Origin of the sequence: Micromonospora phytophila, assembly GCF_023656545.1 — a bacterium.
GTDB classification, from domain to species: Bacteria; Actinomycetota; Actinomycetes; order Mycobacteriales; family Micromonosporaceae; genus Micromonospora; species Micromonospora phytophila.
In genome coordinates this window covers 1-12,580 of the sequence record NZ_JAMOKF010000139.1, presented here as the reverse complement: position 1 = coordinate 12,580, position 12,580 = coordinate 1, and the positions used below count along the sequence as shown (strand labels likewise).

The window sequence follows — 12,580 nt, the reverse complement described above, 5'->3', positions numbered from 1 at the left end:
GACGGGGGGCGCGCCCCCGGCGAGGTGGCGGCCTCCAGCATCGCCTCCAGGTGCTCCGCCGGCACGCCCCAGCCGAAGAGGGCGCCCTGACCGAAGCGGCAGCCGGCGGCCACCACCGCGGCCAGCTCGGTGGGCGTGGTCACCCCCTCGGCGATGACCTCCAGACCCAGCTGGTGGCCGAGCCGCATGACGATGTCGACCATGGGCGCGAAGGCGGGACCGTCCTGGCCGACCGGCCGGACCGGCTCGTGCTCGGCCACCAGGCTGTGATCGATCTTGAGAATGTCGATCGGGAGGCGGCGCAGCTGCCCGAGGGACGAGTAGCCGGCGCCGAAGTCGTCCAGCGCGATCCGGACCCCGGTGAGCCGCAGCGCGGTCAGCCGGCGGATCAGCTCGTCCAGGTCGGTCGCCACGGCGTGCTCGGTGACCTCCAGCACCAGCCGCTGCGGCGGCACGTGGTGGGCGCGCAGCGCCTCGGCGACCTGGACGACGTACTCCGGGGCGTGCAGCTCGCGCGGCGAGACGTTGACCGACACCCAGACGTCGTGGCCGTCGGCCAGCCAGCGGGAGAGCTGGTAGCAGGCCTGGTGCAGCACCCAGGCGCCGAGCTTGGCGATCATCCCGCACTCCTCGGCCAGCGGGATGAACTCGTCGGGCCGCACGTTGCCCAGCTCCGGGTGGTGCCAGCGCAGCAGCGCCTCGGCGCCGACCGGGCGCACCGAGGGCAGCGAGGCCACCGGCTGGAACGCCAGCCGCAGCTCGTCGCGCTCGATGGCCCCGCGCAACTCGTGTTCGAGGGTGGTGCGGCGGCGAAGGAGCTGGTCGTAAGTGGCGTCGTAGCGCTCGATGCGGTTCTTGCCGCGCTGCTTGGCGTAGCGCAGCGCCAGGTCGGCGTGGCGCAGCAGCAGCTCGACGTCGGGCTCCCCGGCCCAGCCGGCCACGCCGATGCTCACCGAGAGGAAGACCGGCCCGTCCGGCTGGTCGTACGCGCGGCCGAGCACCCCCAGCAGCCGCTCGGCCACCCGGTCCGCCTCGGCCGGGCGACCGTGCATCAGCACCGCGAACTCGTCGCCGCCCAGCCGGGCCGCCACGTCGCCGGGACGCAGGTTGGCGCGCAGTCGCCGGCCCACCTCGGCCAGCACCGCGTCGCCGACGTCGTGGCCGCGCATGTCGTTGACGTTCTTGAAGCCGTCGAGGTCGAGGCCGAGCAGCACGCAGGGGATGCCCGCCTCGGCGCAGCGGTGCAGCGCCCGCAGCAGGCCCCGCCGGTTGGCCAGGTCGGTCAGCGGGTCGGTGTGCGCCAGCTCCCGGAAGTGCGCCTCGCGCTCGGCCAGCCGGCTGGCGTAGCCGCGCACGTCGTGCAGGGTGAGGTACTGCCGGGCCACCAGGGCGAAGCCCTCCACACTGCCGGCGACGATGCCGAGCGCGTCGAACCGGCCGTCCTGGAGCAGGTGGTACATCGCCGAGGCGGCCATGGCGAACATCGGGATGACCGCGTACTCGCTGTCGCGGCGGATCAGGTCGAGGTCGACCTGACCCGGCGGGTCGACCCGGCGCACCGCCAGCGCGCCGGTGAGCAGCCCCGCCGCGAGCACCGCCGCCCCGGTCAGGGCCATGCTCGGCCCAGCCTGGCAGAGCCCGGTGGACACGCCGAGGCCGCCGCAGGTGACCGCGGTGGCCCCGGCGCCGAGCGCGGCGAGCCGACGGCGCGGCGGCGGGGCGCGGAAGGCCACGATGAGGGCGAGCCCGGCGGTCAGCGCGGCACTGATCGTGGCGAGCAGGATCGGCACGCACGCCACCGGGGTGGCGTCGCCGAGCAGCCGGGTCGGCTCGGAGAAGAGCACCCAGCCGACGAACCAGAGCGCGGCCGCCATGATCAGGCCGTCGAGCGCCAGCCGGACGAGGGCCGCCGCCGTCGCGGCCACGCCCGGGAGCCGGAGCAGCCCGGCGGAGAAGAGCAGGCCGCTGACCGCCGTGCCGATCGACACCACGGAGGCCCAGCCGGTGCGCCGACCCGTCCCGTGCGCCCAGTGCTCGGTGGCGGCGAGCGCCACGGTGACCCCCATCAGCAGGCTGACCAACGCGACCGCGCCGGCCACGGCGAGCAGCACGTACGCCTGCCGGTGCGCCGCGGACCGCCGCCGGGCCGCGGCGCTCAGCAGTGCGGTGGCCGACGCGGCGACGAGCCCGCTCAGCACCGCTGCGGCGAGCATGCCCGGGGGGAAGTGCACGTCTTCAACTGTGCCGGATGAGCGCCCGCCGCGGGGGACCGGGTGTGCATCTGTTGGGACACGGCGTGCACGACCGCCGGGCGCCCCGGTGGCGGTGCCAGACTGGTACGCATGCCTGAGCTGCGGTCGAAGACCTCCACGCACGGTCGGATGATGGCTGGTGCCCGGGCCCTGTGGCGGGCCACCGGGATGACCGACGACGACTTCGGCAAGCCGATCGTCGCCATCGCCAACAGTTTCACCCAGTTCGTCCCCGGTCACGTACACCTCAAGGACATGGGCGGCCTGGTCGCCGACGCGGTGGCCGAGGCCGGCGGGGTGGGCCGCGAGTTCAACACCATCGCGGTCGACGACGGCATCGCGATGGGCCACGGCGGCATGCTCTACTCGCTGCCCAGCCGCGAGCTGATCGCCGACGCGGTGGAGTACATGGTCAACGCGCACTGCGCGGACGCCCTGGTCTGCATCTCCAACTGCGACAAGATCACCCCGGGCATGCTGCTGGCCGCGCTGCGGCTGAACATCCCGACCGTCTTCGTCTCCGGCGGCCCGATGGAGGCCGGGAAGACGATGGCGATCGAGGGCGTGGTGCACTCCAAGATCGACCTGATCGACGCGATGATCGCCTCCTCCAACGAGGCCGTCACCGACGACCAGCTCGGCGAGATCGAGCGTTCCGCCTGCCCGACCTGCGGCTCCTGCTCCGGCATGTTCACCGCCAACTCGATGAACTGCCTGACCGAGGCGATCGGCCTCGCCCTGCCGGGCAACGGCTCGACGCTGGCCACCCACGCCGCCCGCCGGTCGCTCTTCGTCGACGCCGGCCGCACCGTCGTGCAGATCGCCAAGCGGTGGTACGACGGCGACGACGCCTCGGTGCTGCCCCGCACGGTCGCCTCCCGGGCCGCCTTCGAGAACGCGGTCGCCCTCGACGTGGCGATGGGCGGCTCGACCAACACGATCCTGCACCTGCTCGCCGCCGCCCGGGAGGCCGAGCTGGACTTCACCGTGGCCGACATCGACGCGATCTCCCGGCGGGTGCCGTGCCTGGCCAAGGTCGCGCCGAACTCGCCGCAGTACCACATGGAGGACGTGCACCGGGCCGGCGGAATCCCGGCCATCCTCGGCGAGCTGGACCGGGGCGGGCTGCTGCGCCGGGACGTGCACGCGGTGCACTCCCCCTCGCTCGGGCAGTGGCTGACCGACTGGGACGTCCGGGGCGGCTCGCCGAAGCCGGAGGCCGTCGAGCTGTTCCACGCCGCCCCGGGCGGGGTGCGCACCACCGAGCCGTTCTCCACCACCAACCGGTGGTCGTCGCTGGACACCGACGCGGCCGGCGGCTGCATCCGCGACCGGGAGCACGCGTACTCCGCCGACGGCGGGCTGGCCATCCTGCACGGCAACCTCGCGCCGGACGGCTGCGTGGTCAAGACCGCCGGTGTGCCGGACGACTGCCTGACCTTCCGCGGGCCGGCCCGCGTCTTCGAGTCCCAGGACGCGGCGGTGGAGGGCATCCTCAACAAGCAGGTCGTCGCCGGGGACGTGGTGGTCATCCGCTACGAGGGGCCGAGGGGCGGCCCGGGCATGCAGGAGATGCTCTACCCCACCTCCTTCCTCAAGGGACGGGGGCTGGGCCGGGCCTGCGCGCTGCTCACCGACGGGCGGTTCTCCGGCGGCACCTCCGGGTTGTCCATCGGGCACGTCTCGCCCGAGGCGGCGTCCGGCGGGCTGATCGCGCTGGTGCGGGAGGGCGACGAGATCGTCATCGACATCCCGGGCCGGTCGATCGAGCTCAACGTGCCGGAGGACGTGCTGGCGGCCCGTCGGGTCGCCGAGGAGAAGCGCGACAGGCCGTACACGCCGACCGACCGGCAGCGGCCGGTGTCGGCGGCGCTGCGCGCGTACGCCTCGATGGCGACCTCGGCCAGCGACGGCGCCTACCGCCGCGTCCCGGAGTGAGCCCGACGCCGGCCACCACGGGGTGGCCGGCACCCGGGCCGGACCGATAACGTGCCCGGGCGTGAGCTACGCGGGGATGATCCGACCGGTGATCGACCGGGTGTACGTGGGGGCGCGCCTGGCCGCCCGGCCCCGGATGACGGCGTACTACGCCGAACGGGGACTGGAGCCCGGCTTCGAGGCCAGCTTCCACATGGGCCTGCTGGCCCGGCCGATGCCGGCGCGGGCGCTCGACGACGCGCTGGTCTACGTCGGCGCGGACATGACGACCGAGCTGGAGCAGGGCGTCGCCGAGGTCGACGCCGACGGCGCGTGGCGGCTGACGGACCGGGGCCGGGAGTTGGCGCTGACGGTGCAGCGGATGGTCGCCGAGGCGGCCGAGGAGCGGTGGGCCGCCCTCCCGAGCTTCCTGCCCGGCCTCGCCGCGGTGCCGCGCCTCGCCGACCTGGTCGGCCGGGTGCTGGCGCACGCGCGCACGACCAGCGGCGCCGCGTTCCAGGCGATGGCGCCGGTGTACGAGCCGGCGGACGCCTCCCCCGCGCTGCGCCTGACCGCACGGCTCGGCGCGCTGCGCCACCACCGGGGCGACGCGCACCGGGCCGCCTGGCGGGCCGCCGGGCTGACCGTGGAGGAGATCACGGCGCTGCCGGACGGCCCACGGCGGCAGGCCATCGAGGACGAGACGAACCGCCTCGACGAGCCGGCGTACGCGGCGCTGTCGGCCGACGAGCGACTGGAACTGCTCGCGGGCCTCGGCGCCCTCCCCGGCTGACGACCCAGCCGAAATCTGCTGTCCGGCTCAGCGGGCGCCGGGCAGGGCCAGCCGGCGGGCGTGGTGGATGGCGGCCGGGGTGTCCGGGAAGACCAGGCCGTCGCGTCGCAACTCCTCGGCCACCCCGAGGGTGGTGAGCACCTGGTCGTGGCCCGGGGTGACGCCGGAGAGCAGCACGGTGATCCCGCGCCCCCGCAACCGCCGGATCGCGTCGCCGAGGACCTGTGCGCCGGTGGCGTCGATCGTGGTGACCCGGGACATCCGCAGGATCACCACCCGGACGTCGGCGACGTCGGAAAGTTCCAGCAGGAAGGTGTGCGCGGCGGCGAAGAAGAGCGGCCCGTCCAGCCGGTAGGCCACGATGCGCTCGGCGAGCAACGCGTGCTCCTCGGCGCTGTGCTCGCCCGGGTCGAGCGGGACCTGTTCCAGCTTGGCGCTGCGGGCCACGGCGCGCAGCGCGACGACGACGGCCACGCCGACGCCGACCGCGACGGCGGTAACCAGGTCCCAGATAACGGTGACGGCGAAGGTGAGCACCAGCACCAGGGCGTCGCCCCGGGTGGCCCGGGCGAGGGCCCAGAGCGAGCCGGCCTCGACCATCCGCACGGTGGTGGCGAGCAGCACCCCGGCCAGGGCGGCGAGCGGGATCCGGCCGACCAGCGGCGCGGCGGCCAGCACGATCCCGGCCAGGGCGACCGCGTGGGTGAGGGCGGCCAGCTTCGACGACGCCCCGGCGCGGACGTTGACCGCGGTGCGGGCGATGGCGGCGGTCGCCGGGATGCCGCCGAAGACCGGGGATGCCAGGTTGGCCAGGCCCTGACCGAAGAGTTCCCGGTCCGGGTCGTGACGCTCGCCGACCGTCATCGCGTCCGCGACGGTGGCCGAGAGCAGGCTCTCCAGTGCCGCGAGCGCGGCCACCGCGAGCGCCGAGGGCAGCAGCACGCTGACCGCGCCGAGGTCGAGGAAGCCCAGCGACGGCGCGGGCAGCCCCTGCGGCAGCGTCCCGATGCGGACCAGCTCGACCGGGACGGTCTCCGCGAGCACCGTCGCGGCGCCGACCCCGAGCAGCGAGAACGGCACTGCGGGGCGCCAGCGGGCGCCGAGCAGCATCAGCGCCGCGACGCCGAGGGCCACCGCGACGGCCGCCGGCCGCGGGTGTACGACGAAGCGGGCGACCGCGTCGGCCGCGACCGCCCAGACCCGCTCGCCGTGCGCGTCGGTGACGCCGAGCGCGGCGGGCACCTGTTGCAGGCCGATGACCACGGCGATGCCGGCGGTGAAGCCCTCGATCACCGGGGTGGGCAGGTAACGGACGTACCGGCCGAGGCGGGCCAGCGCCAGGGCAATCAGGATCAGCCCGGCCATCGCGCCGACCATCAGCACCCCGGTCGGGCCGAACTGCTGCACCACCGGCACCAGCACCACGGTCATCGCCCCGGTGGGGCCGGAGACCTGGAGGTTCGAGCCGCCGAAGACGGCGGCCACGGCGCCGGCGAGCACGGCCGTGACCAGCCCGGCCGGCGCACCGAGCCCGGAGGTGACGCCGAACGCCAGGGCCAGCGGCAGCGCCACCACCGCCACGGTCAGCCCGGCGAGCAGGTCCCCGCGCGGGGAGCGGCGTACCGCCGCCCAGTCGGCGCGGCCGGGGAGCAGCCCGAGCACGCGGTCCCGCACCAGGCCCGGGGCGCCCTGCGATCGGCGTGGGCCCTGCGGTCGTGCGGCGTTCCCGTTCCGGCCGGCGGTCGGCGGTGACCCGTGGCCCAGGGCGGTGCCGCTCACCGGTGCCCGCCGGAGGCGCGCAGCTCATCGAGGAGGGCGTCCCGGTCGGTGAGGACCGCGCCGAGGATGCGCCGCCCGGCGGCCAGCAGGTCGGCGACGTCGGGGGTGCTGAGGGCGTACATCACCAGCGGGCCGTCCCGGTAGGAGGTGACCATGCCGGCGCGGCGCAGCACGGCAAGCTGCTGGGAGAGGTTGGACGCCTCGACGTCGATCGCGGCGAGCAGGTCGCGGACGGGCTTGGGCCCGTCCTGGAGCAGTTCGAGGACCCGGATCCGCACCGGATGCCCGAGGGTGCGGAACAGCTCCGCCTTCGCCTGGTACAGCGGCACCGACACGCCGTCGTCTCCCTCCCCCGCGGCCGACCGCCGCACCCTGAAGACTTTATCACTTGCAAAAACCTTCAAGTTGATCACGGAGCGGTGGATCCGGGAGGCCGGCGGCAAGGCGCCGGCCGGCCGACGGGGAGCCCGTCAGCCGGCCTCGTACCACGTTATTCGGCGCGGAGGTTGTCCAGGTCGTGGGTGCCGGGGCTGACCAGGGCCAGCAGCACGCCGGCCAGCCGCCTCCTCATCGCATCTCCTGCCCCGCGATGTCGTTGACGCAGCGCAGCACCGGCCGGGCGGTCAGCGCCGCCGGGTCGAGAGGTGCCGCGCCGCGCACGGTGAACGTCGCCGACTCGCCCGGCAACAGGGTGACCAGCGCCTCGTCCACCTGCGCGGCCGGGTCGAGCCGGTCCGGGAAGAGGGTGAGGTCGCGCAGCACGGTGCGGGCGGTGACCCGGACCCGGTGGCCGCCGTCGACCGGCTCCACCGTCGCGTCGTACTCCGCCGCCGGCCAGTCGACGACGCGGTCCTCGGCGAAGAACCAGAGCGCCCGGGCGGCGGGCTCGCCCGCCTCGGCGACCAGCAGCTCGCGCCGGGCCTCCTCCGGCCGGGCCAGCTCCGCCGGCAGCGCCAGCGTCACCGAGGCGTACGGGGGGACGTCCAGCTCCAGCGTCGCCTTCGCCCGGGGCTCGCCGCTCACGGTCAGCCGGGTCACCGTCACCGGGGCCCGCCACGGCTCCCCCGTCTCGTTGACCGCGACCACGGCCAGCCCCCCGTCGCGGGGCTGCACGGTGAGCAGGCGGTCGGCGTACGCGCGGCGCAGCGCGTACCACAGCGGCTTGCGCCGGCCGTCGCCGTCGATCGCCGACCAGGAGGTCACCGGCCAGCAGTCGTTGAGCTGCCAGACGATGGTGCCCGCGCAGATGCTGCGGTGGGAACGGAAGTGCTCCACCCCGAGCTGGACGGCCCGGGCCTGGTTGAGCTGGGTGAGGAAGTGCCAGTCGGCGAAGTCCGCCGGCGGCGGCAGGTGCGCGTCCAGCCCCCGCTGGAGCTTCAGGTCACCGTCGATCGCCTTCTGGTGGTGCGCCATCCCCGGCGAGTCGTGCGCGAGCGGCTCGTCGGAGAGCGCCCGGCGCAGCGTCGCGTACGCGGGCGGCGCCTGGTAGCCGAACTCGGCGACGAACCGGGGGACGTACTCGCGGTACTTCGTGTAGTCGTCGGTGTTCCAGACGTCCCAGAGGTGGGTGGTGCCGTGCGCCGGGTCGTTGGGGTGCAGCTCCTCGCTGCCGGACCACGGGCTGCCCGGCCAGTACGGGCGGGTCGGGTCCAGCTCGCCGACGATGCGGGGCAGCAGGTCCAGGTAGTAGCCCCGCCCCCAGGTGCGGCCCGCCAGCGGCTCCTGCCAGTCCCAGTCGTGCCAGCCCCAGATGTTCTCGTTGTTGCCGGTCCAGAGCACCAGCGACGGGTGGGACGCCAGCCGGACCACCTGCTCGGCGGCCTCGGCGGCCACCTCGGTGCGGAACGGCTCCTCCTCCGGGTAGGCGGCGCAGGCGAAGAGGAAGTCCTGCTGCACCAGCAGCCCCAGCTCGTCGGCGAGGTCGTAGAAGTCGTCCGACTCGTACCGGCCGCCGCCCCAGACGCGCAGGAGGTTGATGTTGGCCTGGGCGGCCTGGTGGAGCCGCTCGGTCAGCCGGTCCCGGCCGATCCGGGTCGGGAACGCGTCGTCCGGGATCCAGTTCACCCCTCGCACGAAGACCGGGGTGTCGTTGACGTGCAGGGCGAAGGGCGTGCCGTGCCGGTCCCCGGCGGTGTCCAGGCGTACCGCCCGGAAGCCGATCCGCCGGGACCAGGTGTCCAGCGTCCGGCCGTCGGGCCCGCACAGGGCCACGTCGAGGGCGTGCCGGTGCTGCTCGCCGTACCCCCTCGGCCACCAGAGCGACGGCTCGCGCACGGCGAGGGTCAGCACCGCCGTGCGCTCCCCCGCCGGGACAGTCGCCTCGGCGGTCGCGCCGGCGACGGTGGCGTGCACGGTGAGCGGCACGTCCGCGGCCCGCTCGACCTCGACGTGCAGCTCCACCCGACCGTCGGCCCCGTCGACGGTGACCAGGGGACGGACGGCGGCCAGCCGGGCCGTGGACCAGGAGTGCAGCCCGATCTCCTGCCAGATACCGGCGGTGACCACCCTCGGCCCCCAGTCCCAGCCGAAGTTGCAGGCCATCTTGCGGATGAACTGGAACGGCTCCGGGTAGGCGTTGGGCCGGTCGCCGAGCCGGTCCCGCTGCGCCTCGGCGTACCGGTAGGCGGAGTCGAAGCGTACGGCCAGGGTGTTGGGCCCGTCGCCCAGCAGCGACCGGACGTCGAACCGGTAGCCGCGGTGCATGTTCTGCGTCCGGCCGACCTCGGTGCCGTTGAGGGTGAGCGTGGCGACGGTGTCGAGGCCGGCGCAGACCAGCTCGACCCGGTCGTCGTCGCCCGGCGTCCAGTCGAAGGTGTTCTCGTACTCCCAGTCGGTGCGGCCGATCCAGTCCAGCCACCGCTCGTTGTCGTCGAGGTAGGGATCGGGGATCAGGCCGGCCGCGAGCAGGTCGGTGTGCACGCAGCCGGGCACGGTGGCCGGGACCGCCCGGCCCGCGATCCCGGCCGGAACCGGGTGCCCGCCGTCGGGGCCGCCGGGCTCGGCGGGGGCCTGCGGGCCGGGTACCGCCCGCAGGGTCCAACCGTCGTGCAGGGCGTGCCGGGACGATCCGCCCACCTGCGCCTCGCTCAAGACTTCACCGCGCCTTCCAGAGCGACCGTGCCCACCGCGACCGCGCGGGCCCGTTGGTTCCAGGACCGTCTCATGCCATCCTCCGCGCAAAATGGGAACGCTCCCGACATCGAGAGACGTTGACTGAACCGGATAAGTGCCGCCACCGTACGACCGGGGTCACTCCACTGTCAACGGCCGGTCAACGCGGCGATCAACCGGTAACCGCTCTCGGCATTTGGGAGCGCGGCCATGCGCGGTGAAGCGTTCTCCTGCGCACGTCGACGCGCCCCCGAGCCGTTCCCTCGGCGGCGCGCCTCTCGTACGCTTAACCGGGCAAGCGTGGCCCGCCGTCGACTCGCCCGCAGCGGTCGGCGGCGGGCACCGACGTCGGCCGGCACTGCAGTAGCGTGATCACCCGCCGGTCGTCCCGGCGTGTGCCAGCCCGCCCAGGGGGCGGGAGAGTGGAGGAGTACGCCGGTGAAGCGGCCCACCATCGCCGACGTCGCCCGACGGGCCGGGGTGTCCAAGGGCGCGGTCTCCTACGCGCTGAACGGTCAACCCGGGGTCTCCGACGCCACCCGGCAACGGATCCTCGCCATCGCCGCGGAGATCGGCTTCAACCCCAGCAGCGCCGCCCGCGCCCTCTCCGGGGCCACCGCCGCCGCGGTCGGCCTGGCCCTGTGCCGGCCGGCGCGGACGCTCGGCATCGAACCGTTCTTCATGGAGCTGATCAGCGGCGTCGAGGCCGAACTCTCCGCCCGCTCGTACGCGCTCACCCTCCAGGTGGTGGCCGACCAGGACGCGGAAATCGCGGTCTACCGACGGTGGTGGGGCGAGCGGCGGGTCGACGGCGTGCTCGTCTGCGACCTGCGCACCGACGACCGGCGGGTGCCGGCGCTGGAGGAGCTCGGCCTGCCCGCCGTGGTGATCGGCGGCCCGGGCGGCACCGGCGGGCTGGCCAGCGTCTGGTCCGACGACGCGGCGGCGCTGGTGGAGACCGTGGAGTACCTGGTCGCCCTCGGCCACCGCCGGATCGCCCGGGTCGGCGGGCTGCCCGAGCTGCTGCACACCGACATCCGCACCGAGGCGTTCGCGCAGGTGTGCCGGCGGCTCGGGCTGGCCGACGCGCTCACCGTTGCGTCGGACTACACCGGCGAGGACGGGGCCCGGGCCACCCGACGACTGCTCAGCTCCGCCGGACGGCCCACCGCCGTCATCTACGACAACGACGTGATGGCGATAGCGGGCCTGTCGGTGGCCCAGGAGATGGGGCTCGCCGTCCCGGGCGACCTCTCCATCGTGGCCTGGGACGACTCGCCGCTGTGCCGGCTGGTGCACCCGCCGCTGACCGCGCTCGGCCGGGACATCCCGGCCTACGGCGCCCACGCGGCGCGGCAGCTGCTCGCGGTCATCGGCGGCGCGACGGTGGGCCGCGTCCAGGACGAGACGTCACATCTGACCCCGCGGGGCAGCACCGCCCCGCCCCGGGTCAGATGAACCGGTTGAGGGTCGGTCACCGGGACGCTGAGGGGAACTCCTCGAAGAACGCCTCGACCCGCTCGGCGGTGGCCGGCCGGGCCAGGGTGAACCCCTGCCCGTACCGGCAGCCGGCCCGCCGCGCGCCGTCGACCTGACCGACCGACTCCAGCTCCTCCGCCACGATCTCCAGCCCCAACCGGTCGCCCACGTTCACCACCACGTCGATCAGCGGCCGCTGCGGGTCCGCCGGGTCCACCAGCTGGGGGCCGACCTTGAGCAGGTCGATCGGCAGCCGACGGAGCTGGGCGAGCGAGGCGTGCTCGGCCCGGAAGTCGTCCAGCGCGGTGCGGATGCCCAGCGAGCGCAGCCCGGCCAGCCGGGCCACCACCGTCGGCAGTTCGGCGGCGACCCTCGGCTCGGCCACCTCCACCACCAGCCGGTCCGGCGACACCCCGTACGCGTCCAGCACCGCCGCCGTCCGGGGCACGAAATCCGGGACGGTCAGCTCCCGGACCGTCACGTTCACCGCCATCCACAGCTCCCGGCTGCCGCCGGACCAGGTGGCCAGCTGCCGGCAGGCCCGGTCCAGCACCCAGCAGCCCAGCTCGCCGAGCATGTCGAGGTCCTCCGCCACCGGCAGCAGCTCGGCGGGGAGCACCGTGCCGAGCACCGGACTGCGCCAGCGCAGCAGCGCCTCCGTACCGACCGGCTGCCGGTCGGCCAGGTCGAACACCGGCTGGTAGACCAGGTCCAGCTCCCCCCGGGCGACCGCCCCCGGCAGCTCCCGCTCCAGGTCCAACCGGCGCACCAGCTGCTCCTCCAGGTACGCGTCGTACCACTCGACCCGGTCCCGGCCCAGCTGGACGGCGCGCCGCCGGGCCAGGTCCGCCTGGCGCAGCACGTCCTCGGGCGCGGACCCGGCGACCTCCGCCAGTCCGATGCTCGCCCGCAGCCGCTCAACCGCGCCGGGCACCTGATAGGGCTGGGTGAGCGCGGCGAGCAGCCGGATGCCCAGCGCGTACGCCAGCACCGCGCCGGCCTCGGTAACCACGGCGAAGCCGGTGCCGGTCAGGTCGGCGACCACGTCGCGGGGGGCAACCACGGCGCGCGCCCGCCGGGCCACCTCGGCCAACACGTCCGCGCGGAGCAGCGGCCCCGGCGCGTCGGCGGTCACCCCCGGGCCGTGCAGGTCGACGACCAGCAGCGCGCCGATGGAGGACGGGGCGTCCCGCAACGCGGCGAGGGCCCGCACCAGCTCGGACCGGTCGGCCGGCGCACCGGAGACCCC

Annotated in this window: 8 protein-coding genes; 3 read left to right on the top strand and 5 right to left on the bottom strand. The window is 74.8% G+C overall.

All coding sequences use genetic code 11. The features are described from left to right. Window positions 1-2,213: putative bifunctional diguanylate cyclase/phosphodiesterase (locus NCC78_RS17445; RefSeq protein ID WP_372495151.1), on the bottom strand; the 2,213-nt coding region annotated here is incomplete at its 3' end. A 129-nt stretch (window positions 2,214-2,342) separates the two neighbouring features. Here NCC78_RS17445 and ilvD point away from each other — a divergent pair. Both ilvD and NCC78_RS17435 read left to right on the top strand, forming a co-directional pair. Then, the gene (gene ilvD, locus NCC78_RS17440; RefSeq protein WP_250795666.1) at window positions 2,343-4,190 is read left to right on the top strand and encodes a dihydroxy-acid dehydratase; all 1,848 of its coding nucleotides are present in this window, start codon (window positions 2,343-2,345) and stop codon (window positions 4,188-4,190) included. Between the two features lie 61 nt (window positions 4,191-4,251). Continuing rightward, a complete protein-coding gene (locus NCC78_RS17435) occupies window positions 4,252-4,962 on the top strand; it encodes a hypothetical protein (RefSeq protein WP_250795665.1) in 711 nt (236 codons plus the stop codon). A 27-nt stretch (window positions 4,963-4,989) separates the two neighbouring features. On the opposite strand, the gene NCC78_RS17430 is transcribed toward NCC78_RS17435, so the two are convergent. The 3 genes from NCC78_RS17430 to NCC78_RS17420 form a co-directional block, all read right to left on the bottom strand. After that, window positions 4,990-6,636: a SulP family inorganic anion transporter gene (locus NCC78_RS17430; protein ID WP_250795664.1), complete on the bottom strand. Its 1,647-nt coding sequence runs from the start codon at window positions 6,634-6,636 to the stop codon at window positions 4,990-4,992. A 101-nt stretch (window positions 6,637-6,737) separates the two neighbouring features. Continuing rightward, window positions 6,738-7,076, bottom strand: a complete 339-nt coding sequence (locus NCC78_RS17425; RefSeq protein ID WP_250795663.1) for an ArsR/SmtB family transcription factor — start codon at window positions 7,074-7,076, stop codon at window positions 6,738-6,740. Between the two features lie 232 nt (window positions 7,077-7,308). Further along, window positions 7,309-9,831, bottom strand: a complete 2,523-nt coding sequence (locus NCC78_RS17420) for a glycoside hydrolase family 2 protein (RefSeq protein WP_250795662.1) — start codon at window positions 9,829-9,831, stop codon at window positions 7,309-7,311. A gap of 459 nt (window positions 9,832-10,290) precedes the next feature. Here NCC78_RS17420 and NCC78_RS17415 point away from each other — a divergent pair, with 459 nt between their 5' ends. Further along, entirely contained in the window at window positions 10,291-11,310 is a 1,020-nt protein-coding gene (locus NCC78_RS17415) for a LacI family DNA-binding transcriptional regulator (protein ID WP_250795661.1), read from the top strand. 16 nt (window positions 11,311-11,326) lie between these two features. Here NCC78_RS17415 and NCC78_RS17410 read toward each other — a convergent pair. Then, on the bottom strand, window positions 11,327-12,580 hold a 1,254-nt coding region (locus NCC78_RS17410; RefSeq protein WP_250795660.1), incomplete at its 5' end, for a bifunctional diguanylate cyclase/phosphodiesterase.

Excerpts from the sequence above, each read along its gene's own strand:
- ilvD (WP_250795666.1), top strand. The coding sequence starts at position 2,343 with ATGCCTGAGCTGCGGTCGAAGACCTCCACGCACGGTCGGATGATGGCT.